This is a genomic window from Salmonella sp. SJTUF14076, from assembly GCF_015534835.1.
In the GTDB taxonomy this organism is placed as follows: Bacteria; Pseudomonadota; Gammaproteobacteria; order Enterobacterales; family Enterobacteriaceae; genus Salmonella; species Salmonella enterica.
Genome location: NZ_CP064674.1, coordinates 3,269,919 through 3,291,854 on the forward strand (window position 1 = coordinate 3,269,919; position 21,936 = coordinate 3,291,854).

The 21,936-nt window shown below is 52.5% G+C and carries 21 protein-coding genes; 12 read left to right on the forward strand and 9 right to left on the reverse strand.

The genetic code is table 11. The features are described 5' to 3' along the window. Positions 1-4: 4 nt before the first annotated feature. The 6 genes from citF (at position 5) to rnk (ending at position 6,019) form a co-directional block, all read left to right on the forward strand. Complete coding sequence (gene citF / locus HU143_RS15980) at positions 5-1,534, forward strand: citrate lyase subunit alpha (protein WP_023227392.1); 1,530 nt, start codon at positions 5-7, stop codon at positions 1,532-1,534. 3 nt (positions 1,535-1,537) lie between these two features. Further along, positions 1,538-2,089, forward strand: a complete 552-nt coding sequence (citX, locus tag HU143_RS15985) for a citrate lyase holo-[acyl-carrier protein] synthase (RefSeq protein ID WP_001236076.1) — start codon at positions 1,538-1,540, stop codon at positions 2,087-2,089. Continuing rightward, positions 2,061-2,957: a triphosphoribosyl-dephospho-CoA synthase CitG gene (gene citG / locus HU143_RS15990; protein ID WP_051129100.1), complete on the forward strand. Its 897-nt coding sequence runs from the start codon at positions 2,061-2,063 to the stop codon at positions 2,955-2,957. The genes citX and citG overlap by 29 nt, the downstream gene beginning before the upstream one ends. A 37-nt stretch (positions 2,958-2,994) precedes the next feature. Continuing rightward, positions 2,995-4,458 carry a citrate/succinate antiporter CitT gene (gene citT / locus HU143_RS15995; protein WP_000059029.1) on the forward strand — a complete coding sequence of 488 codons (1,464 nt, stop codon included), beginning with the start codon at positions 2,995-2,997 and terminating at the stop codon, positions 4,456-4,458. A gap of 109 nt (positions 4,459-4,567) precedes the next feature. Beyond that, positions 4,568-5,374, forward strand: a complete 807-nt coding sequence (rna, locus tag HU143_RS16000) for a ribonuclease I (protein WP_023227390.1) — start codon at positions 4,568-4,570, stop codon at positions 5,372-5,374. Between the two features lie 234 nt (positions 5,375-5,608). Continuing rightward, a complete protein-coding gene (gene rnk, locus HU143_RS16005) occupies positions 5,609-6,019 on the forward strand; it encodes a nucleoside diphosphate kinase regulator (RefSeq protein WP_000089748.1) in 411 nt (136 codons plus the stop codon). A gap of 80 nt (positions 6,020-6,099) precedes the next feature. Here the strand turns inward: rnk and HU143_RS16010 are convergent, their stop codons facing one another. Then, complete coding sequence (locus HU143_RS16010) at positions 6,100-7,338, reverse strand: zinc-dependent alcohol dehydrogenase (RefSeq protein ID WP_023227389.1); 1,239 nt, start codon at positions 7,336-7,338, stop codon at positions 6,100-6,102. Positions 7,339-7,560: 222 nt separating this feature from the next. On the opposite strand from HU143_RS16010, the gene uspG reads away from it, so the two are divergent. Beyond that, positions 7,561-7,989 carry a universal stress protein UspG gene (gene uspG / locus HU143_RS16015; RefSeq protein WP_000278499.1) on the forward strand — a complete coding sequence of 143 codons (429 nt, stop codon included), beginning with the start codon at positions 7,561-7,563 and terminating at the stop codon, positions 7,987-7,989. Between the two features lie 67 nt (positions 7,990-8,056). Here the strand turns inward: uspG and HU143_RS16020 are convergent, their stop codons facing one another. From HU143_RS16020 to ahpC, 6 genes are all read right to left on the reverse strand, one after another. Beyond that, positions 8,057-8,824, reverse strand: coding sequence for a dimethyl sulfoxide reductase anchor subunit family protein (locus HU143_RS16020; protein ID WP_000417096.1), 768 nt, complete (start codon positions 8,822-8,824; stop codon positions 8,057-8,059). Beyond that, positions 8,824-9,381 carry a 4Fe-4S dicluster domain-containing protein gene (locus HU143_RS16025; RefSeq protein WP_001250381.1) on the reverse strand — a complete coding sequence of 186 codons (558 nt, stop codon included), beginning with the start codon at positions 9,379-9,381 and terminating at the stop codon, positions 8,824-8,826. The genes HU143_RS16020 and HU143_RS16025 overlap by 1 nt, the downstream gene beginning before the upstream one ends. Beyond that, positions 9,378-11,657 carry a molybdopterin-dependent oxidoreductase gene (locus tag HU143_RS16030; protein WP_023227388.1) on the reverse strand — a complete coding sequence of 760 codons (2,280 nt, stop codon included), beginning with the start codon at positions 11,655-11,657 and terminating at the stop codon, positions 9,378-9,380. Before HU143_RS16030 ends, HU143_RS16025 begins: the two co-directional genes overlap by 4 nt. Then, positions 11,650-12,210 carry a TorD/DmsD family molecular chaperone gene (locus tag HU143_RS16035; RefSeq protein WP_023227387.1) on the reverse strand — a complete coding sequence of 187 codons (561 nt, stop codon included), beginning with the start codon at positions 12,208-12,210 and terminating at the stop codon, positions 11,650-11,652. The genes HU143_RS16030 and HU143_RS16035 overlap by 8 nt, the downstream gene beginning before the upstream one ends. A 332-nt stretch (positions 12,211-12,542) precedes the next feature. Beyond that, positions 12,543-14,108 carry an alkyl hydroperoxide reductase subunit F gene (gene ahpF, locus HU143_RS16040; RefSeq protein WP_023227386.1) on the reverse strand — a complete coding sequence of 522 codons (1,566 nt, stop codon included), beginning with the start codon at positions 14,106-14,108 and terminating at the stop codon, positions 12,543-12,545. A gap of 241 nt (positions 14,109-14,349) precedes the next feature. Continuing rightward, positions 14,350-14,913: an alkyl hydroperoxide reductase subunit C gene (ahpC, locus tag HU143_RS16045; RefSeq protein WP_000052802.1), complete on the reverse strand. Its 564-nt coding sequence runs from the start codon at positions 14,911-14,913 to the stop codon at positions 14,350-14,352. A gap of 441 nt (positions 14,914-15,354) precedes the next feature. Here ahpC and dsbG point away from each other — a divergent pair, with 441 nt between their 5' ends. The 4 genes from dsbG to HU143_RS16065 all read left to right on the forward strand — a co-directional run bounded on the left by dsbG (position 15,355) and on the right by HU143_RS16065 (position 19,311). Continuing rightward, positions 15,355-16,101, forward strand: coding sequence for a thiol:disulfide interchange protein DsbG (gene dsbG, locus HU143_RS16050; protein ID WP_000597122.1), 747 nt, complete (start codon positions 15,355-15,357; stop codon positions 16,099-16,101). Between the two features lie 316 nt (positions 16,102-16,417). Further along, on the forward strand, positions 16,418-17,320 hold the full coding sequence (gene citR / locus HU143_RS16055; RefSeq protein ID WP_051129316.1) for a DNA-binding transcriptional repressor CitR: 903 nt from the start codon (positions 16,418-16,420) through the stop codon (positions 17,318-17,320). Positions 17,321-17,485: 165 nt separating this feature from the next. Continuing rightward, the gene (locus HU143_RS16060) at positions 17,486-18,721 is read left to right on the forward strand and encodes a phosphoadenosine phosphosulfate reductase (RefSeq protein WP_023227385.1); all 1,236 of its coding nucleotides are present in this window, start codon (positions 17,486-17,488) and stop codon (positions 18,719-18,721) included. Next, positions 18,694-19,311, forward strand: a complete 618-nt coding sequence (locus tag HU143_RS16065; RefSeq protein ID WP_031622542.1) for an IbrB-like domain-containing protein — start codon at positions 18,694-18,696, stop codon at positions 19,309-19,311. The genes HU143_RS16060 and HU143_RS16065 overlap by 28 nt, the downstream gene beginning before the upstream one ends. Here the strand turns inward: HU143_RS16065 and HU143_RS16070 are convergent, their stop codons facing one another. Continuing rightward, positions 19,312-20,472: a pyridoxal phosphate-dependent aminotransferase gene (locus HU143_RS16070; protein ID WP_001245604.1), complete on the reverse strand. Its 1,161-nt coding sequence runs from the start codon at positions 20,470-20,472 to the stop codon at positions 19,312-19,314. A gap of 126 nt (positions 20,473-20,598) precedes the next feature. Here HU143_RS16070 and HU143_RS16075 point away from each other — a divergent pair, with 126 nt between their 5' ends. Next, the gene (locus tag HU143_RS16075; protein ID WP_023227383.1) at positions 20,599-21,687 is read left to right on the forward strand and encodes an oxidoreductase; all 1,089 of its coding nucleotides are present in this window, start codon (positions 20,599-20,601) and stop codon (positions 21,685-21,687) included. 35 nt (positions 21,688-21,722) lie between these two features. On the opposite strand, the gene HU143_RS16080 is transcribed toward HU143_RS16075, so the two are convergent. Next, positions 21,723-21,920, reverse strand: a complete 198-nt coding sequence (locus HU143_RS16080) for a YbdD/YjiX family protein (protein ID WP_023227382.1) — start codon at positions 21,918-21,920, stop codon at positions 21,723-21,725. Positions 21,921-21,936 lie beyond the last annotated feature (16 nt).

Below are 21,936 nucleotides of genomic sequence, written 5' to 3' on the forward strand. Positions count from 1 at the left end.
AAAAATGACGCAGAAAAATGAATCTCAACGCCAGGATCGCGTAGCCGCCTGGAGCCGTCACGCTGAAAGCGAACTGAGCGCTTACCACAGTGCGGCAAAATTGGATCTACAAGCGCAAAAACCGCGCGACCACAAACTGTGCGCCAGCCTGGAAGAGGCCATCCGCCGTTCCGGTTTACGCGACGGCATGACGGTCTCCTTTCACCACGCTTTTCGCGGCGGCGATCTGACGATTAACCTGGTGATGGAAACCATCGCGAAGATGGGCTTCAAAAATCTGACCCTGGCCTCCAGCTCGCTGAGCGACTGCCATGCGCCGCTGGTTGAACACATTCGTAACGGGGTGGTCAGCCGCATCTACACGTCAGGCCTGCGCGGCCCGCTGGCGGAAGAAATTTCTCGCGGCCTGCTGGCTGAGCCGGTTCAGATTCACTCCCACGGCGGTCGTGTGCATCTGGTACAAAGCGGCGAACTCAATATTGATGTTGCGTTTCTTGGCGTGCCCTCCTGCGATGAATTCGGTAATGCTAACGGTTATACCGGCAAGGCCTGTTGCGGTTCACTGGGCTACGCGATGGTGGATGCCGACAGCGCGAAGCAGGTCGTGATGCTGACGGAGCAACTGCTGCCGTACCCGCATAACCCGGCAAGCATCGCCCAGGATCAGGTTGATCTGATTGTGCAAATCGAAGAAGTCGGTGATGCAAACAAAATCGGCGCTGGCGCGACCCGCATGACCACTAATCCGCGTGAACTGCTGATCGCCCGCAGCGCGGCGGAAGTCATTGATCACTCCGGCTACTTCAACGAAGGTTTCTCCCTGCAAACCGGCACCGGCGGCGCATCGCTGGCGGTCACCCGTTTCCTGGAAGACAAAATGCGTAGCCGCAACATTGTGGCTAATTTCGCGCTGGGCGGTATCACCGCCACCATGGTCGACCTGCATGAAAAGGGCTTAATCCGCAAACTGCTTGACGTGCAGAGCTTCGATCGTAACGCTGCGCAATCTTTGGCCCGCAACCCGAACCATATCGAAATCAGCGCTAACCAGTACGCCAACTGGGGCTCTAAAGGCGCTTCCGTCGACCGTCTGGACGTGGTGGTACTGAGCGCGCTGGAAGTAGACACCCACTTCAATGTTAACGTGCTGACCGGCTCCGACGGCGTTCTACGCGGCGCGTCCGGCGGTCACTGCGATACCGCCGTCGCGGCGGCGCTGTCCATCATCGTCGCGCCGCTGGTGCGCGGTCGCATCCCAACGCTGGTTGATAACGTCACCACCTGCGTCACACCAGGCTCCAGCGTCGACATTCTGGTCACCGATCACGGTATCGCCGTCAACCCGGCGCGTCCGGAGCTGGCTGAACGACTGCAAGCAGCGGGAATGAAAGTGGTATCGATTGAGTGGCTGCGCGAACGCGCGCAACTGCTTACCGGTCAGCCCCGCCCTATCGAATTCACCGACCGCGTGATTGCTGTCGTGCGTTATCGCGACGGTTCAGTGATCGATGTGGTGCATCAGGTGAAGGAATAAGCCATGCGCCTGTTTCCTGAACTCGCCACCTGTCACGACGTTTCTATTCCTGAGCTGCTCGCCAGCCGGGATGAGAGACAAGCAAGACAGCGCGCCTGGCTAACGCGTCACGCTACTCCGCTGGTCTCCTTTACCGTGGTGGCGCCAGGCCCGATGAAAGACAGCGCGTTAACCCGCCGGATCTTTAATCACGGCGTGACAGCCCTGCACACGCTGGCAGAAGAGTATGGCTGGACCATCCGGGAGCAGGCTGCACTGGTTTCCGCCAGCGGGCCGGAAGGGCTGCTGGCGATTGACGCGCCCGCTCAGGCGCTCAAACAGGCGACCATCACGCTTGAACAGCGTTATCCACTGGGGCGCCTGTGGGATATCGACGTCCTGACGGCGAAAGGCGAAATACTCTCCCGCCGCCATTTCGCGCTTCCCGCTCGCCGCTGTCTGCTGTGCGGGCAAAGCGCGGCTGAATGCGCGCGGGGTAAAACCCACGCGCTGACTGATTTACTGATTCATATGGAGGCGCTGCTGCATGATGCCGATTCCCGCCAACCCGACTAACGCCTCCATTCAGCCGCGGTCGCTGTACGACGCCTGGGCCGATTTGGCCTGGCGCGCCATGCTGACCGAGGTAAATTTATCGCCAAAACCCGGTCTGGTAGACCGACTAAACTGCGGCGCGCACAAAGATATGGCGCTGGCGGATTTTCACCGCAGCGCGGAGGCGATTCGACACTGGCTGCCGCGCTTTATGGAATATGGCGCCAGCTGCACGCGCCTGCCGCCAGAGTCGGTTCTGGCGGGCCTGCGTCCATTGGGGATGGCCTGTGAAGCAGCGATGTTTCGCGCAACGGCGGGCGTCAATACCCATAAAGGCAGCATTTTCTCGCTGGGGTTACTGTGCGCCGCCATTGGCCGCCTGTATCAGCTACGCCAGCCGATCGCCGCAGAAACCCTCTGCGCTACCGCCGCCAATTTTTGCCGCGGCCTGACTACGCGCGAACTGCGCCAGAACAACCTACAGCTCACCGCAGGTCAGCGGCTGTATCAGCAACTGGGATTAACCGGCGCGCGCGGTGAAGCGGAAGCGGGCTATCCGCTGGTCATCCGCCACGCGTTGCCGCACTACCGCGCATTACTGGCGCAGGGGCGCGATCCGGAACTGGCGCTGCTTGATACCTTACTGCTGCTGATGTCGCTTAACGGCGATACCAACGTCGCGTCGCGCGGCGGCGCGGACGGTCTGCGCTGGCTACAGCAGCACGCGGCGTTCTTATTACATCAGGGCGGCATACGGACGCCTGACGATCTCGTTTATCTCCACCGGTTCGATCAGCAATGCATTGAACGCAATCTCAGCCCAGGCGGTAGCGCCGACCTGCTGATCGTGACCTGGTTTTTAGCGCAAATTTCGCAAGTTAATCATTAACACAATTATAGAAAATATCCTTTCCGGAGAGTCATTTATGTCTTTATCCAAAGATAATATATGGAAGTTGTTGGCCCCATTAGTGGTGATGGGCGTCATGTTGCTAATTCCTGTTCCAGATGGTATGCCGCCGCAGGCCTGGCACTATTTTGCGGTTTTCGTCGCGATGATTGTCGGTATGATCCTGGAGCCGATCCCGGCGACAGCGATCAGTTTTATCGCCGTAACCATTTGCGTTATCGGCAGCAATTACCTGCTATTTGACGCTTCAGAACTGGCCGATCCGGCGTTTAAAGCCAGTAAACAGGCGCTGAAATGGGGGCTTGCCGGTTTCTCCAGCACCACGGTCTGGCTGGTTTTCGGCGCGTTTATTTTCGCGCTGGGCTACGAAGTGACCGGACTGGGGCGCCGCATTGCGCTGTTTCTGGTAAAATTCATGGGTAAACGCACGCTGACGCTCGGCTATGCGATTGTCATTATCGATATTTTGCTGGCGCCGTTTACTCCCTCCAATACGGCTCGTACCGGCGGGACTGTCTTCCCGGTTATCAAGAACCTGCCGCCGCTGTTTAAATCGTTTCCAAACGATCCTTCCGCACGCCGCATCGGTGGTTATTTGATGTGGATGATGGTGATCAGTACCAGCCTGAGCTCTTCGATGTTTGTCACTGGTGCGGCGCCAAACGTGTTAGGTCTGGAGTTCGTCAGCAAGATCGCCGGCGTCCAGATTAGCTGGCTGCAGTGGTTTCTCAGCTTTCTGCCGGTAGGGATTATTTTACTGATCGTTGCGCCGTGGCTCTCCTATGTGCTTTATAAACCTGAAGTGACCCACAGTGCGGAAGTCGCAGCCTGGGCTGGCGGCGAGTTAAAAAACATGGGGCGTCTGTCCCGCAAAGAGTGGACGCTGATTGGCCTGGTGCTGCTTAGCTTAGGATTGTGGGTTTTTGGTGGAAAAATCATCAACGCCACTGCCGTGGGTCTGCTGGCCGTTTCGCTGATGCTGGCGCTGCATGTTGTGCCGTGGAAAGACATTACGCGCTACAACAGCGCCTGGAACACCCTGGTGAACCTCGCTACGCTGGTGGTCATGGCCAATGGCTTAACCCGCTCCGGCTTTATTGACTGGTTCGCCAATACCATGAGTACGCATCTGGAAGGTTTCTCGCCGGATGCAACCGTCATTGTACTGGTACTGGTATTCTATTTCGCGCACTATTTGTTCGCCAGTCTTTCCGCTCACACCGCGACCATGCTGCCGGTCATTCTGGCGGTGGGTAAAGGCATTCCGGGCGTTCCGATGGAACAATTGTGTATTCTGCTGGTGCTGTCTATCGGTATCATGGGCTGTCTGACGCCGTATGCCACCGGCCCTGGTGTGATTATCTACGGCTGCGGTTACGTGAAATCCAGAGACTACTGGCGGCTTGGCGCAATCTTTGGCGTTATCTATATCGCGATGCTGTTGCTGGTGGGCTGGCCGATTCTGGCAATGTGGAATTAAACATTACGCCAACGTAGGTTAAAAATGATGCCGTTCAGGTTCACCTGAGCGGCATTTTTTATGATTAAATGGGTAACATTCATAATGTGTATAAATTATCGAATTCATCATGAACACAATATGGCATTACAGCCCGCTGCTGGCTGTCCTCTTAACCCCAATTTTTGCCGCCAACGCCGACGAACTTCAGGCGCAACAGTACGGTGATTTCACTGACTATGTGCTGGCGCTTTCCTGGCAAACCGGTTTTTGTCAAAGCCAGCATGAACGCCGCCATCGGGAACCCGATGAGTGCCGTCTGCAAAAAGAGCCAGCCAACAAAGCAGACTTTCTGACCGTCCACGGCCTGTGGCCTGGATTACCCAAATCTATCGCCGCACGCGGTGTTGACCAGCGACGCTGGCAGCGCTTTGGTTGTGCGACGCGGCCAATCCCGAATCTGCCTGAAGTCAAGGCCAGCCGGAAATGCTCCGCCCCCGCCCCCGGACTTTCGCCTGACATCGCGACAGCGCTTAAGGAAGTGATGCCCGGCGCGGGGGGGAATTCCTGTCTGGAGCGCTACGAATATGCCAAACATGGCGCCTGTTTCGGGTTTGATCCCAATGCCTATTTCGGCACCATGATACGGCTGGATAAGGCGATAAAAGACAGCGCGCTGGGGCAGTTTCTGGCGGATAATTACGGCAAGACCGTTAGCCGCGCTGAGTTTGATAGCGTCGTCGCACAAATGTGGGGCCAGGATAATGTCAAAGCCGTTAAAGTAAACTGCCATGGCAATCCCGCCTATTTAACAGAGATTCAGTTTTCATTAAAGGCGTCGATGATTAACGCCCCGCTCTCCTCTGCCTCATTCCTGCCGCAGCCGCATCCCGGCAACTGCGGGAAACAGTTTATTATCGATAAAGCCGGTTATTGACGAAGCAGAGGTTTAAAACCGTAGCCACATTTGAGAACACGCCCAAATGTAGACTAAAATTCACTCAGGGCTATGACGTTTGAGGATTTACCCGAATGTGAACTAAATCACTTCAAAGACGGGGTAAGTCTCAGTATCATCATGAGAGTTAAACCCTCGCCGCCAGACGGTGAGGGTTTTCTTTTGGGACCATTTACCTGCACTACTCGCAGTATCGATGACATGGAGTAAGAAATGTCCAGACCCACTATTATCATTAACGACCTTGACGCCGAACGTATTGATCGTCTTCTGGAACAGCCTGCGTATGCGGATCTGCCGATTGCCGACGCGCTCAACGCCGAACTGGATCGCGCGCAAATGTGTTCGCCACAAGAGATGCCGAACGATGTCGTCACCATGAACAGCCGCGTTAAATTCCGCAATTTGAGCGATGGTGAAACACGCGTGCGGACGCTGGTGTACCCCGCCAATATGACGGACAGCAGTACCCAGCTTTCGGTAATGGCGCCCGTCGGCGCGGCGTTGCTGGGACTGCGCGTCGGCGACACCATTCACTGGGAACTGCCGGGCGGCGCCTCCACCCATCTCGAAGTGCTGGAACTCGAATATCAGCCTGAAGCCGCGGGCGACTTCCTGCGTTAAACCATCTGCATAAGCGTTAATGCGTTTACACAGAGGATGCCTGCGCATCCTCTTTCCGTTAGCCCTTTCATTTGCCTGTTTCAGACAACGCCGCCTGGCATCGGGTTGATTACTCCCGTCGCCTGTTTCTGCGCCGCTTGTGCCGACGTCGCTCCCGGCACCAGGATAACCTTCCGGCACTCTTCTTCGCGTTTTTCGAAAATTTCGTAGCCGCGCGCCGCCTCTTCAAACGGCATATAGTGCGTGACAATCTCCTCCGGCTTCAGCAACCCTTTTTCAATAAGCGGTAATAATTCCCCCAGCCACGCGTGAACATGGGTTTGGCCCATTTTAAAAGTTAGCCCCTTATCAAAGGCGTCGCCGAATAAAAAGCCGTGAATAAAACCGGCATACACGCCGGGCACGCTGACCACGCCGCCGCGTCTGACCGCCGCGATACATTGTCGCAGCGCTTTGCCGCTGCTGCCTTCCAGTTTAAGGTTCGTCAGCACCGTCTCCGTCATGCTGCCTTTCGCTTCAAAGCCTACGGCATCAATTACCGCGTCCACGCCGCGGTGTCCTGCCGTCTGCTCGATGATTTTTTCCGCCGGATCGTTCTCATCATCGAAGTTGATCGGTATCGCGCCGTAACGTTCTTCGGCGAAACGCAGGCGCCAGGCGTGGTGATCAACGACGAAGATCTGCTCCGCGCCCAGCAGTCGCGCACAGGCGATAGTCAGTAATCCTACCGGCCCTGCGCCAAAAACCGCCACGCTGGAACCTTGCTGAATCTGGGCATTTTTTGCCGCCTGCCAGGCGGTAGGCAAAATATCAGAAAGAAACAGCGCTTTATCGTCAGATAACAGCGGCGGCACCTTAAATGGACCGACATTACCTTTTGGCACGCGAACATATTCGGCCTGTCCGCCGGGAACGCCGCCATACAGATGGCTATAACCAAACAGCGCCGCCGGTGGCGGGATCTGTTTTTTATTCATCGCCGCGCCGTGTCCGTCGTTAGTGTTTTCACACGCTGAATATTGCTGTAGCCGACAGAAAAAGCAGTCACCACAGGCAATGACAAACGGGATAACGACCCGCTCCCCTTTCTGAATATTCTTTACATCATGTCCGGTTTCCACCACTTCGCCCATAAATTCATGGCCGAAAATATCGCCATGTTTTACCTGTGGGATCTTGCCGCGATAAAGATGCAAATCAGATCCGCAAATTGCGGTGGCGGTAACACGCAAAATGATATCGTCAGGCTGCTCAATGCCGGGATCGGGTACGTTTTCAACCTTTACGTGATGTGGACCGTGATACGTCAATGCTTTCATGCAGCCTCCGGGGTAACGGTGAATGTTGCGTTCGACTATAAAAGGGTAGCTATCCCGGAGAGACTGCCGGCAAAACAGGTGGCTTTAGGATTTTTCCTGGAAAATACACGACTTTTTTAACATCAGGTTGCCGTAATATTTAAAATTGCCAGACAAATAGCAGAAAGAAACATTATTATATGCTTGAATAAATTCAGTATTGATTAACAGGGAGTAACGGGTATGTATAAGACAATCATTATGCCGGTTGATGTTTTTGAAATGGAACTTAGCGATAAAGCCATTCGCCACGCTGAGTTTCTGGCGCAACAGGATGGCGTCATTCATCTGTTGCATGTACTGCCTGGGTCCGCGAGCATGAGTCTGCACCGCTTTGCCGCCGACGTGCGTCGCTTTGAAGAACATTTACAGCATGAGGCGGAAACGCGTCTGCAAACGATGGTGGGACACTTCAGTATCGATCCTTCACGAATTAAAACGCATGTTCGCTTTGGTAGCGTGCGCGATGTCGTTAATGAGATGGGCGAAGAACTGGATGCGGATGTCGTGGTAATCGGTTCGCGTAATCCGTCCATCACGACACACCTGTTGGGGTCTAACGCCTCAAGCGTGGTGCGCCATGCAACGCTGCCGGTATTGGTTGTGCGTTAACTCTGGCGGCTAAAAACTGACACGCCCTGCCAGGTCACGCCTGGCAGGGCTTTTTACTGCATCATCGTTAGTACAAATGCCCGATATTCACAATAGTACTCACCGTGTCGCCAAAAAAGACCAGCCGACTCAGAAATACGCCGACGAATAACAAGACGAACAGGAGTTTCGGGCGCGAATCACCGTGACGGCTGGCGACAAAAGCGAGCGCAAGGCAGACCAGGCTTGCCAGATAAAACGGTGAAGCCAGCCATGAACGCGCCGTCATCTGCATGACCGTTCCCCCGCTTAACCACACCAGCGGCGCCGCGATAAGTACCGCGATACACACCACAATTCCCTGGCGTAACGCAGGAACGGCAGGCCTGAGTTTTAACAGCGGAATCGCCGCGCAACCCATGACCCATACCGTAATAAAAAATAACAGCATGGTAAATCCATTAGCGATAGCCACCATCGCTGGCGCGGCGTAGGTCATTCCCTGCACCGCCACCAGTAACACGCCGAACACGGAGGCGATAAGAGCCATCGCTTTATGTCCCTTTGCCAGGAACGTTACGCCGACCGCTGCGCCAAACAACGTGGCGCCAAGGATTTCCCGACTTAACCAGGCATGTCGCAGGTTAATTAGCGCATCATAAGCGCGATCGGGATGCGCCAGATGCAGAATCGCGGCAATAGACGCCAGTGCCAGCACCAGCCCGGTGGCCAACCAATAGAAACGCTGGCCTTCCACTTCACCACGCAGCGTACGCCATGTCAGTACCAAAGCCATCCCGACAGACATCTGGCTTAATACCGTAAAAAACACCAGCGGCAGTTCATATTTTTCCATTACTTGTCCTCCGGCTGCTTAGGCTGGCGCGCCAGAATAAAGCGCGTTCCTGGATTAAGCTGTGGCATATGCGGGAACCCTGGCGGATACTGCACCGCATTATCGGGCACAGGATCGGCATCCAAATCGATAATCGACAAGGCGCCCACCGGACAGGCGTTTACGCACGCCGGATTCATACCGATATCAAGACGCTCGTAGCACATACTGCATTTTTCCGCTTTACGCGTCTCTTCATTAAAACGCGGCGCGCCATAAGGACAGTTGCGAATACAGTTTTTACAGCCGATGCAGCGCTCAGGGTTATGCACCACCACGCCATCTTCACGTTTGGTATAGGCTTCGACCGGACAGGCGGCGACGCAGGCCGGATGTTCGCAGTGGTTACAGGCCAGCGAGTAAAACGCCCGCTCTTCATGTGGATAGATGTCTTTATCCAACGGATAAACGTAGCGCCAGAAGCGATCCGGCTCCAGTTGGTTAAAGCTTTTACACGCCATAGCACAGCCGCGGCAGCCGATGCACTTATCGCTATTCACTAAAAACGCACGTCTCATGCTACGGATTCCCCTTTACCGATCAATACAACGTCAGCAAACTGACTGTGGATAGCGGCGCCCGGCGCGCCAGTTTTCATCAGCCCCATATCAGCAGGCGTATCGGCCACGACGTTTTGCACGTTGTACTGCCGTTTCGGGAACCACGCTTCATACATCACCAGAAAATCTTCCGGTACGTTGGTGGTGACTTTTGCCCGCAGCTCAACTTCACCGGTGCCATTGAAAACTTTGACCAGATCGTTCTCGCTGATGCCCTTTTTCTTCGCGGAAGAAGGATGGATATAAACGAACGGTTCCGGGTAGAACACCTGCATCCAGTCCAGGTTGATAAACTGCGAGTGCAGGCCAAACTGCACGTGCGGCGTAAACAGATGGAAAGGCAGTTTGCTCTCGGCTTCCGGTTTGTATTCCGGCAGCGCGGTGTGGCCGTTTTTCTCCGCCAGTTCAGATTTAAATTCATACTTGCCTGACGGCGTTTTGAACTTGCGGTCGTACCAGGCGGCTGAACTTGGCAGAATCGCTTTTTTCGGCCCGTCCAGCAGATCGTCCCAGGAAGAGATGCCGAACATTTTCGCCATACCGTCGTTGAACTCCTGATCCAGCCAACGCTTGTGATCGAACTCTTGCGGGAAGGTACAGGAACCCGGCGCCATCTTATTAATGGTGCGCGACAGCATGGTAGCGATTTCAAGGTCGCATTTTGCTTCATACATCGGCTTAATCGCCGGCTGATTAATGGAAAGCCAGTAGTGCCAGTAAGAAGCATCCACGTTCCACTCCTCAAACGCGGTGGTAACGGGCAGCACGATATCAGCGTGTTGCACCGTTTCGTTGAAGAACTGATCGGCGCAGACCACCATTTCCAGCTTTTCAAACGCTTTTTTCATCTTGCTGCGATCGAAATCCTGGGCAAACGGGTTTTTACAGGCGACCCACAGCATACGAACCGGCGGATCGTTGGCCTCCAGAATCCCCTGCGCCGTCTGGTTAATATTCAGAGAGCGATCGGAGTACTGCACGGCGTCGCTGCCAGCGGCAGCCCCGAATTCACTGGTGGTGCCCGCCGCTCCCGGTATGCCAATAGCGCCCTCCGACGGCTTCTGCAGCATGGCGTTATAGTTAAAACCCCAGGTATGCAGATGACCATAACGCGCACCGCCGCCTTCGACACCGATGTTGCCGGACATAGCGACAAAGGCATCGATAGCGCGAACGTTGGCGCCGCCGTTGACATGACGCTGCATCCCGTAACCAATCCAGACCGTGGCCGGCTTAACCGCCGTAAACTCTTCCGCCAGCTGGCGAATGACATCCGCAGACAGGCCGCAGATTTCTGCCGCCCACTCCACGGTCACATGGTTACGCAGATAGGCTTCAAATTCCGGATAGCCATGAGCGTCGTTGTTGACAAAATCCTGATCCACCAGCCCCTTATCCACCAGATGGCGCGCCATCCCCAGCGCCAGCGCACCGTCTGAGCCAGGCCGTACGCGCAGGTAGAGATCGGCTTTGGCGGCAGTCTGCGACAGCAGCGGGTCGATAACCACAACCTTCGCCCCTTTCTCGCGCGCCTGATAGATGTACTTCATGCTGTGCATTGAGCACCAGGCTGGGTTGGCGCCCCAGATAATGATGTATTTCGCTTTCACCATATCTTCCGGGTCGTTACACCACATGTCGCCCATGTCGTAGTTTTGCGCGTCGATACCGGCAGGCCAGCACGGCGTACCGGCAAAACGGGTGGTATAGCCAAGCGAGGACATCATCCCTTCAACGGCATAGTTCAGCACGCCAAACTTACCGGAATATTTGGTCAGCGCCAGACCGAGCATAGAACCGTCTTTTTTCTTAATCTCCAGCATTTTGGCGGCAATGCGCTGCATCGCCTCTTCCCATGAGATGCGACGCCAGTTGCCGCTACCGCGAACGTCCTGCGCCATGGGATATTTAATACGATCGGGGCTATAAACCCGGCGCGGATAGCTTAACCCTTTGACGCAAGGGGTACCGTGAGTAAATGTTGATTCCGGCGCGCCTTCCACGAAAGTAATGACCCCGTCCTTTACCCACGTCTTGAGGCTACAGGTGTCATAGCAGTTACGCGGACACGCGTTACGATAAATTTTGTACGTTTTAGGGTTAAAGGGAACAGGCGGCTGCGCAAGCGCGCATCGGGAGGTCAGTAATCCTCCGGGTAAAGCCGCAACGGCGCCCAGTGCCACTATCCCCTTTAAAAAAGAACGTCTGTTCAGATGTCCCGTCTCATTACTCATATTGATACTCTCGTTTTAATTCATCAAGCCAATAAAATAAGATGTCCGCTACCGTATATAACGTGGTCGTTTGTGCATGAGTTTTTATTTTTTCGATATATAATGGCACCCACTTTGTTAAATAGTTATTGATATATTGAGTGAGAGTAGAGCGGTATGGTGACGTTTGCCGGGTATTAGCCAGTAATAGTGTGGTCAATTCCAGCACGCAGGAAATATGATCGTCAGGGATATTGCTTTCCTGATTAACCGATAATCCCAACGCTGCCATAAAATCCCGTATCTCCAGCGTCGCCTTTCCCATCACCAGCGCATCGTCTTCCAGATACACTGAAGCGAAAGGCGCAGCCAGCAGCTTGCCAGGGCCGACGAATAGCGCATTAAAGTCATACTCCGCTTCCAGCCACGCCCGGTCGGTAAGGTTTACCGCAGCAGAGGGATTTAATCTCACGTAGGCAGATTTCAGTGAATGACTATCATGAGAATTAAAAAAATCACGCAATGTAAGCCCTGTTTTTTCTAATTCCGTCAGTGATTCATAGATTGAATCCATGAATAAATAACCTCACATACAAATGCAATATAAATCAAGAAAAAAGAATGGGCATGTTAGCGGAAGCGCTTAATCTTTCTTTGATAAAAAAACAGAAAAATTCCAGTTAAATCCGTAGAAGGCTTTTTTATTGTTTCAAAGTTTAAAAACAGAAGACCGTTGAAATAAAAAACCGTCTGTTATTAACAGACGGTTTCAGAGTATTGATAATGAAGAAGGTGTTTTAGCCGGCGGCGTTCCCCAGGCATAAACGCCGCAGGCCCGAATAGCTTACACTATCGGGCCATTTACGATGGCCAGTTAACTGACCTTGCAGGTGTGCTTACTTCTTTTTATGCGATTTTGGTACGAATCAGATAATCAAAGGCGCTCAACGAGGCTTTCGCCCCTTCGCCGGTGGCGATGATAATCTGTTTGTAAGGAACGGTGGTACAATCGCCTGCGGCGAAGACGCCCTTAACGCTGGTTTCACATTTGGCGTCAATAATGATTTCGCCCATGCGGTTACGCTCAAGCGCGCCTTCCAGCCAGTGGGTATTCGGCAACAGACCAATCTGCACAAAAATTCCTGCCAGCGCGACGCTATGAATATCGCCGCTGACACGGTCACGATACTCCAGTCCCACCACTTTCGAACCGTCGCCCTTCACTTCTGTCGTTTGCGCATTCAAAATGATATCGACATTTTTCAGGCTACGCACTTTGTCCTGTAGCACCTGATCAGCCTTCATCTCCGGCGCGAACTCCAGCAACGTAACGTGTTCTACAATACCTGCCAGATCGATAGCCGCTTCGACGCCGGAGTTGCCGCCGCCGATGACCGCCACACGCTTGCCTTTAAATAACGGACCGTCGCAGTGCGGACAATAGGTGACGCCTTTGGTGCGATACTGATCCTCGCCCGGCACATTCATATTGCGCCATTTCGCGCCGGTGGCGATGATGATACTGCGCGCTTTCAAGACTGCGCCGGACGCCGTTTCAATCTGATGCAGGCCGCCTTCTGTCGCTGCCGGAACCAGTTTACTTGCGCTCTGGCTGTCGATAACGTCAACGTCGTAATCGCTGACATGCGCTTTCAGCGCGCCCGCCAGTTTCTGGCCTTCGGTTTTCGGCACCGAGATATAGTTTTCGATATCCACGGTATCCAGCACCTGACCGCCGAAGCGCTCGCCCATCAGACCGGTACGGATGCCTTTGCGCGCCGAGTAGACCGCCGCCGCCGCGCCCGCCGGGCCGGAGCCGACAATCAGCACGTCATACGCATCGCGTTTGTTCAGCGCTTCCGCCGCGCGTTTTTCTGCGCCAGTATCCACTTTAGCGACAATCTCGGTCAGAGTCATACGTCCCTGGCCGAACTCTTTACCGTTGACAAACACCGCCGGAACGCCCATCACGTTACGTTCGGTGATTTCGTTCTGGAAGGTGCCGCCATCAATTGCCGTATGTTTAATACGCGGGTTCAGCACCGCCATCAGGTTCAGCGCCTGCACTACGTCCGGGCAGTTATGACAGGAGAGTGAATAATAAGTTTCGAATTCAAAATCACCGTCAATATCGCGAATCTGCTCCAGCAGCGACTGCGCTTCTTTTGACGGATGACCGCCGGTCCACAGCAGCGCCAAAACCAGCGAGGTAAATTCGTGGCCCAGCGGAGAACCGGCAAAGCGCGGCCCCTGCTGAGAGCCTGGATTCGTAATCAGGAAAGACGGCTTGCGCACCGGCAGAGTATTGTCTTCTTTAAATGTGACTTTGTCGGACAGCTCGGCGATTTCAGCCAGCAGTTCCTTGATTCCCGCCGATTTAGCGCTGTCATCCAGCGTGGCAATCAGCTCAACAGGTTTGGTCAGTTTCTCAAGGTAAGCCCTGAGCTGGGTTTTCATATTTGTGTCGAGCATTCTTCTTCCCTCTCTGAAAACATCATCATGCAAGCCGACTTCGCGGGACTGCATTAATGCAACTTGCGTCATGGTGCTGAAATGAAATGGGCGCGGGTGCGCCCATGACTGAAACAATTTCCAAAGTATTTCACGTCAGAGTAAGGCGGCTAGCCTGAGAATCCCCGGGAGCTTACTGAAGTAAGTGACCGGGGTGAGCAGGCGACGCCAACGCAGCTATGGCGTGAAAGACGACGGAAATTTAGATTTTACCGACCAGGTCTAAGGATGGAGCCAGAGTCGCTTCACCTTCTTTCCATTTCGCCGGGCATACTTCGCCTGGGTGAGCGGCAACATACTGTGCTGCTTTAATTTTACGCAGCAGGTCAGACGCGTCACGGCCGATACCTTCAGCGGTAACTTCGATCGCCTGGATGATACCCTGCGGGTCAACAACAAAGGTCGCACGGTCTGCCAGACCTTCATCTTCACGCATGTTGTCGAAGTTACGGGTCAGGGCGCCAGTCGGGTCGCCGATCATCGCATATTTGATTTTTGCGATAGTTTCAGAGCTGCTGTGCCATGCTTTGTGCGTGAAGTGAGTATCGGTTGAGACGGAATAAACGTCTACGCCCAGCTTCTGCAGTTCTTCGTAATGGTCGGCAACGTCACCCAGTTCAGTCGGGCAAACAAAGGTAAAATCGGCCGGGTAGAAGAAGAAGACGCTCCAGCGGCCTTCGGTATCTTTCTCGGTGACTTCAATGAATTCACCGTTTTTGAACGCCTGGTTTTTGAAAGGTTTGATTTTGGTGTTAATTAAGGACATCTATACTTCCTCCGTGTTTTCGTTGAGGAGTAAGTTAACGAAATTTTGCTGATTCGGCTAATGCGTTTCCATTATCAAATCAATAAGCGTTAACTAACAACCCGATTCGGGCGACATTGTGAACACTGCGCCCTGTCAGCCATCTAAAGTAAAAAGGCCGCCTGACAGGCGGCCCCATTACCTGAACTACCCGTAGGTAACTTCAGAGCCAGTACGACTCGTCTTGCAAATGGCAGGCGTATTGCCTGCCACTCGAAATCCATAGCGTATATGCTGGCTAAGTGTTGCGCTCTACATTACCTTAACAAAGGCTGTAACAGCGAAAAGGATTACATCACCCCAGCATAGAAAGGGCAATCTTGGCACGCCAGCTCTTACCTATGTCTGCGATAGGCATCATCATTAATACTCTTTTCGCTTTGATATTAAAAGGAAAAAAATATGATTAAACGTACATTGCTGCTTGCTATGCTGCCCATTCTCGCCCACGCGGAAGAACTGCCTGCGCCGGTTAAAGCCATTGAAAAACAGGGTATAACTATCCTGAAATCCTTCGAGGCGCCGGGGGGTATGAAGGGCTATCTCGGAAAGTATCAGGATATGGGCGTCACGATTTATCTGACGCCGGACGGTAAACACGCGATTTCCGGCTATATGTATAATGAAAAAGGTGAAAATCTTAGCAACGCCCTGATAGAAAAAGAGATCTATGCGCCAGCCGGACGTGAAATGTGGCAGAAAATGGAAAAAGCGTCATGGATACTCGACGGTAAAAAAGACGCGCCGGTGGTGCTGTATGTCTTTGCCGATCCTTTCTGCCCCTATTGTAAGCAGTTTTGGCAACAAGCTCGTCCGTGGGTCGAATCCGGCAAGGTACAATTACGCACATTACTGGTCGGCGTGATTAAACCGGAAAGCCCGGCCACAGCCGCAGCGATTTTAGCCGCGAAAGACCCGGCGAAAACCTGGCATGACTATGAAGCCTCCGCAGGAAAGATGAAGCTGGAGGTTCCTGCGTCCATCCCCCCGGCGCAGATGAAAGTCATTAATCAGAATCAGCAGTTAATGGACGATCTTGGCGCTAACGCGACGCCAGCAATTTATTACATGAATAAAGATAAGATTTTGCAACAGGTTGTTGGTTTACCGGAAAAAGCGCAACTGGACGCCATGATGGGGCAGCCTTAACGCAGAAATTAGCAAGGCAGAAGCTTAACCGTACCCCGCCCGATAGCGCTGCGTTTGTCGGGCCAACCTCCTCCCGGTATTAACGCGACGCCAGACCAAAATGTCATCCGGCACAGCCTTTTTAGGCTAACGGCGTGATTATATCAGGGTACGTTATGTCCGCCTTTACCGTAATTATTTACTCGCTAAAATATTCATAACTGTGGTATTTTAGTTTAAATAAACTCTACATTAAGTTTAATAAACATAATTCTGGTAAATTATTGAGATTAAGTCATAATCATGGAAGATACCATGATAATGCCGGGAAGATACTATGGCTAACCTTTACGACCTTAAAAAATTTGATCTTAACCTGTTGGTTAAATTTGAATGTATTTATCAACATTTAAGCATTAGCAAAGCAGCGGAAACACTCTATATTACACCTTCTGCCGTCAGTCAGTCATTGCAACGCCTGCGCACGCAATTCAATGATCCTCTATTTATTCGCTCAGGCAAAGGAATTACGCCTACCGTAACAGGCATTAATTTACATTATCATTTAGAAAATAACCTTAACAGTCTGGAACAAACTATTAATATAATGAATCAGTCCAGTCTGAAGAAAAAATTTATTATCTACAGCCCACAGCTGTTGATCACCCAATATGCGATGAAATTAGTTAAATATATCCGCAAAGACCCACAGGTTGAAATTGAACATCACGACATTTTGACCACTGACGAACTGCCTGAAGATCTGCTTGCCTACCGCAAAGCAGATGTTGTGGTTTCAATGGCCCCACTTAATAATCGTTCTATTGTTTGTACTCACTTTAATAGGCTAGAATGTATCCTGGTTTGCAGTGAAAATCATCCCCGACTAGGCGACACCGCCACTATCGATGAAATTCTACAAGAGTCATTTACGCAACTCGTCTCCCGGGCAACCGGTATGAAAGAGTATCATTCACTTATAGATGATGTGCTGGGGGAGAGAATAATTGGTTTAAGAAGCAAATCGGTGATGACTATCGCCAACTCCATCAGCTCCACGGAGCTTATTGGTTTTTTACCACAAACATTTGTTGACTATTACTCTTCCTCTATCAAACTTAAAAAAGTCGCCACACCTTTTACCATTGCTCCTATACAATTCTATCTTATGTACAATAGAGCTTCGCTGAATAATAGCGGATTTGCTGAGCTCATTGAGCACATCACAAAAAAGCGTTAATAAGGAGATCAGAGAACGAGTAATAATATAAATTAAGTGTATACATTCGTAGAATGTATTTACTTAGAGAATATAATAAGACATTGCAAGTTCATATAATCAGATTATCCTTTATGTTAATTATTGCGAATATATTGTAGTTAACACATTGGAGACTATCCAGAGATGTCGGTTTATAAAGTTCCGCTTGAGCAAAATGTTCTGGAAGCGGCTCAAGAGCGTATAACATGGACCCTGAAAACTTTACCCCGGGTCTGCGTCTCATTTTCTGGTGGTAAAGATTCAGGACTTATGCTGCACCTGACGGCAACGTTGGCGCGCAAAATGAATAAAAAGATCCACGTTCTTTTCATTGACTGGGAAGCGCAATTCTCCTGTACTATCGCTTATATTGAATCGTTACGTGAATACTACGCGGACGTTATTGAGCGTTTTTATTGGGTCGCATTACCCTTAACCACACAAAATTCCCTTTCACAATACCAGCCGGAGTGGCAGTGTTGGCAGCCGGGAACCGACTGGGTACGACAACCGCCAGAAGATGCGATTACCGATCCGGCCTTTTTTTCCTTTTATCAACACGGCATGACTTTTGAACAGTTCGTTCGCGATTTTGCCGACTGGTTTTCAGAAAAGCGCCCTGCCGCTATGCTGGTCGGTATTCGTTCCGACGAATCCTATAACCGGTTTGTCGCTATCGCTAACTCGCATAAGCTGCGCTTTGCCGACGATAAGCCCTGGACCACGTTGGCCCCCAAGGGGCACACCTGGTATATCTACCCCATCTATGACTGGAAAACCGCAGATATCTGGACCTGGTTCGCCAAAACAGGTAAATCATGTAACCCCTTGTATAATTTGATGTATCAGGCTGGCGTACCGGTCCGTTACATGCGTATTTGCGAACCATTCGGCCCGGAACAACGGCAGGGGTTATGGCTGTATCATGTTATCGAACCTGAGCGCTGGGCGGCCATGTGCGCCAGAGTCAGCGGCGTACTCAGCGGAGGAATATACGCCGGGCAGGACAGCCATTTTTACGGCCACCGGAAAATTTTAAAACCCGATCACCTTAACTGGGAGGAGTACGCGCTGCTCCTGCTACACAGTATGCCTGAAGTCACTGCCGAACATTACCGTAATAAAATCGCCGTTTATTTGCAGTGGTATAAGAAAAAAGGCATGAACACCATTCCACAGACGCAGCAGGGCGATATCGGATCGCGGGATATTCCGTCATGGCGACGGATCTGCAAAGTATTACTGAACAATGATTACTGGTGCCGGGCGCTGTCATTCAGTCCGACAAAACCTAAGAGTTACCAGCGTTATAACGAACGCATGAAAGCTAAACGCCAGGAATGGGGGATCTTATGCAACACCGACTCACAACCGAAATAACTCACTTTCTCTCTGGACTGCCTGAAGAGGAAAGGATCGCCGCCATTAATGAATTTAGAATGGCGATACATAACGTTAGTCCTTTTCGCGATGAGCCAGTCGATTGTGTCCTGTGGGTGAAAAACGATCATATTTCGCCTAATGACTACAACCCGAATAACGTTGCGCCGCCGGAGAAAAAATTGCTGCTTAAATCGATTGAAAAAGATGGGTTTACTCAGCCGATTGTGGTGGTAAAGGCCAATACGGAGGAATATGAGATTGTGGACGGCTTTCACCGTCATGAGTTGGGCAAAGGAAAAGCGGTCCTGAAAAGGCGCCTGAAAGGTTATCTGCCGGTAGCGTGTCTGGACAGAAAACGTCACGAACGGATGGCGGCAACCATCCGGCATAACCGCGCGCGCGGACGCCACCAGATCCACGCCATGTCCGAAATCGTACGCGAACTTTCTCAGCTAGGCTGGGACGAGAGCAAAATCGGACAGGAGTTAGGTATGGACGCCGATGAAGTCCTGCGCCTGAAACAGATCAACGGACTGCAGGAACTTTTTGCAGACCGTCGATTCTCCAGAGCGTGGACGGTTAAATAACTACAGTTTACACAGGCGCTCTGCGGCGGCCAGCAGCGTTGATTCCTGTTTAGCGAAACATAAACGTATAAGCTGATGCGGGAAAGGGGCGGCGCAAAAGACAGAGAGCGGAATAGCGGCGACACCGACTTCTTCGGTTAGCCACTGGCAAAACTCAACGTCATTTAGCGTCGACACTGCGCTGTAATCGATTAAAAGAAAATAGGTACCTTCACAGGGCAGTACTTTTAATCGGCTTTGCGCCAGCGCGTTAACCAGCACATCGCGTTTTTTCCGGTAAAAATCGGGTAACGCGCGATAGTGTTCCGGCGCGGCGCGCAGCATATCCGCCAGCGCCAGTTGCGCCGGCGTATTGACGCAAAACGTCAGGTACTGGTGAACTTTGCGGATTTCGGCGCTAATAGCCGCAGGCGCAACGCAGTAACCAATCTTCCATCCCGTCATATGAAAGGTTTTACCAAACGATGAAACGGCAACCGCCCGCTCTCGTAACTGAGGGTGCGCCAATACGCTGGCATGACCTTCGGCGGCAAAACAAATATGCTCGTACACTTCATCGCTTAATACATAAATTTCCCGCTCGCCGATAGCCTGCCACAGCGCCTCGATATCCGCCTGACGCCAGACGGTAGCGGTGGGATTATGCGGCGTATTGAGGATCACCAGCCGCGTGCGCTCGCTAAGCAACGCCGAAAACGCCTGCCAGTCGACGCGAAAATGCGGCGGCGTAAGCGCTATGCGTTTTAACACGCCGCCGGAAAGCGCCACGGCCGGGGCATAGCTGTCGTAACTGGGATCGAAACAGATAACCTCATCCCCTGCCCGCACCAGCGCGGTAATCGCCGCATACAGCGCTTCTGTCGCGCCCGCCGTGACGGTGATATCACTTACGTCATCGGGTCGATAACCATATATTTCCGCCGTTTTATCGGCTATGGCCTCCCGCAGCGCCTGCGCGCCCGTCATCGGCGCATATTGATTCGCGCCCTGCGCGACATGATAAGCCAACCGCTCGTGCAAATAAGAAGGACCATCAAAATCAGGGAAGCCTTGCGATAAATTTATTGCCTGATGTTTCTGCGCCAGCGCGCTCATTTGCGTAAAAATCGTGGTGCCAAGATTGGGCAATTTGCTCTTTGGAATCAGTGGGTTATTTCTCATTATCTTCATACCCGCCAGTGATGTGGTTGTTGACACACTATCACAGGGTGTTAGTATTTGGCAATCAAGACGTTTAGATGTCTAAATATAATAACAGCGGTGAGAAGACCCTAAGGACAACACAACATGAACCACACTGAGATCCGCGTCGTTACCGGCCCGGCGAATTATTTTTCCCATGCAGGAAGCCTCGAAAGACTGACCGACTTTTTCACGCCGGAACAGCTTTCCCACGCCGTTTGGGTGTACGGCGAACGCGCGATTGCCGCCGCCCGGCCTTACCTGCCGGAAGCGTTTGAACGTGCTGGCGCAAAACATCTGCAGTTTACCGGCCATTGTAGCGAACGCCATGTTGCCCAACTGGCGCACGCCTGCAACGACGATCGTCAGGTGGTGATAGGCGTCGGCGGCGGCGCGCTGCTCGATACCGCCAAAGCGCTCGCCCGCCGTCTGGCGCTGCCGTTTGTCGCTATCCCGACCATCGCGGCAACCTGCGCCGCCTGGACACCGCTTTCCGTCTGGTATAACGACGCGGGACAGGCGTTACAGTTCGAAATTTTTGATGATGCCAATTTTCTGGTGCTGGTCGAACCGCGCATTATTCTGCAGGCGCCCGATGACTATCTGTTAGCTGGCATTGGCGATACGCTGGCGAAATGGTATGAAGCCGTTGTGCTTGCGCCGCAGCCTGAAACATTGCCATTGACCGTAAGGCTGGGCATTAACAGCGCGTGCGCTATTCGCGATCTCCTGCTGACCAGCAGCGAACAAGCATTAGCGGATAAACAGCAGCGTCGGCTGACCCAGGCATTTTGCGACGTGGTGGATGCGATTATTGCTGGCGGCGGTATGGTCGGCGGCCTCGGGGAACGCTATACCCGTGTCGCCGCCGCCCATGCGGTACACAACGGTCTGACCGTCCTGCCGCAAACGGAAAAATTCCTGCACGGAACGAAAGTGGCTTATGGCATTCTGGTGCAAAGCGCGCTACTGGGACAAGATGACGTGCTGGCGCAATTGATTACAGCGTACCGGCGATTTCATCTGCCGGCCCGGCTTAGCGAACTGGACGTGGATATTCATAACACCACAGAGATCGATAGGGTCATCGCGCATACCCTGCGCCCGGTCGAATCCATCCACTATTTACCGGTGACGTTAACGCCAGACAACCTGCGTGCGGCGTTTGAAAAAGTTGAATTTTTCAGAATATAGCCTGGTGGCGTTGCGCTTATCAGACCTGGCAACACTCAGCAGCAACGCGCGCCGCCTTTTCCACCATAGCGCGCATCCTGCCGCTCGCAGAAAAATTCTTCATAGGTCATCGGCGTCTGATCCGGATGCGTTATGCGCATATGTTCCACATAGTTGTCGTAGTCTGGCACGCCAATCATCATTTTTGCGGCTTGTCCCAGATATTTTCCGGCTTTCGAAAGCGTATCGAACATCGTTGTCACCTGTCAT

Bases quoted from the DNA above. Each gene is read 5' to 3' on its own strand.
- rnk (WP_000089748.1), top strand. From the start codon at position 5,609: ATGTCCAGACCCACTATTATCATTAACGACCTTGACGCCGAACGTATT.
- HU143_RS16065 (WP_031622542.1), top strand. From the start codon at position 18,694: ATGCAACACCGACTCACAACCGAAATAACTCACTTTCTCTCTGGACTG.
- citT (WP_000059029.1), top strand. From the start codon at position 2,995: ATGTCTTTATCCAAAGATAATATATGGAAGTTGTTGGCCCCATTAGTG.
- dsbG (WP_000597122.1), top strand. From the start codon at position 15,355: ATGATTAAACGTACATTGCTGCTTGCTATGCTGCCCATTCTCGCCCAC.
- HU143_RS16020 (WP_000417096.1), bottom strand. From the start codon at position 8,824: ATGGAAAAATATGAACTGCCGCTGGTGTTTTTTACGGTATTAAGCCAG.
- HU143_RS16030 (WP_023227388.1), bottom strand. From the start codon at position 11,657: ATGAGTAATGAGACGGGACATCTGAACAGACGTTCTTTTTTAAAGGGG.
- rna (WP_023227390.1), top strand. From the start codon at position 4,568: ATGAACACAATATGGCATTACAGCCCGCTGCTGGCTGTCCTCTTAACC.
- citG (WP_051129100.1), top strand. From the start codon at position 2,061: ATGATGCCGATTCCCGCCAACCCGACTAACGCCTCCATTCAGCCGCGG.
- HU143_RS16075 (WP_023227383.1), top strand. From the start codon at position 20,599: ATGAACCACACTGAGATCCGCGTCGTTACCGGCCCGGCGAATTATTTT.
- HU143_RS16025 (WP_001250381.1), bottom strand. From the start codon at position 9,381: ATGAGACGTGCGTTTTTAGTGAATAGCGATAAGTGCATCGGCTGCCGC.
- citX (WP_001236076.1), top strand. From the start codon at position 1,538: ATGCGCCTGTTTCCTGAACTCGCCACCTGTCACGACGTTTCTATTCCT.
- citF (WP_023227392.1), top strand. From the start codon at position 5: ATGACGCAGAAAAATGAATCTCAACGCCAGGATCGCGTAGCCGCCTGG.
- HU143_RS16080 (WP_023227382.1), bottom strand. From the start codon at position 21,920: ATGTTCGATACGCTTTCGAAAGCCGGAAAATATCTGGGACAAGCCGCA.
- HU143_RS16060 (WP_023227385.1), top strand. From the start codon at position 17,486: ATGTCGGTTTATAAAGTTCCGCTTGAGCAAAATGTTCTGGAAGCGGCT.
- citR (WP_051129316.1), top strand. From the start codon at position 16,418: ATGGCTAACCTTTACGACCTTAAAAAATTTGATCTTAACCTGTTGGTT.
- uspG (WP_000278499.1), top strand. From the start codon at position 7,561: ATGTATAAGACAATCATTATGCCGGTTGATGTTTTTGAAATGGAACTT.
- HU143_RS16070 (WP_001245604.1), bottom strand. From the start codon at position 20,472: ATGAGAAATAACCCACTGATTCCAAAGAGCAAATTGCCCAATCTTGGC.
- ahpF (WP_023227386.1), bottom strand. From the start codon at position 14,108: ATGCTCGACACAAATATGAAAACCCAGCTCAGGGCTTACCTTGAGAAA.
- HU143_RS16010 (WP_023227389.1), bottom strand. From the start codon at position 7,338: ATGAAAGCATTGACGTATCACGGTCCACATCACGTAAAGGTTGAAAAC.
- HU143_RS16035 (WP_023227387.1), bottom strand. From the start codon at position 12,210: ATGGATTCAATCTATGAATCACTGACGGAATTAGAAAAAACAGGGCTT.
- ahpC (WP_000052802.1), bottom strand. From the start codon at position 14,913: ATGTCCTTAATTAACACCAAAATCAAACCTTTCAAAAACCAGGCGTTC.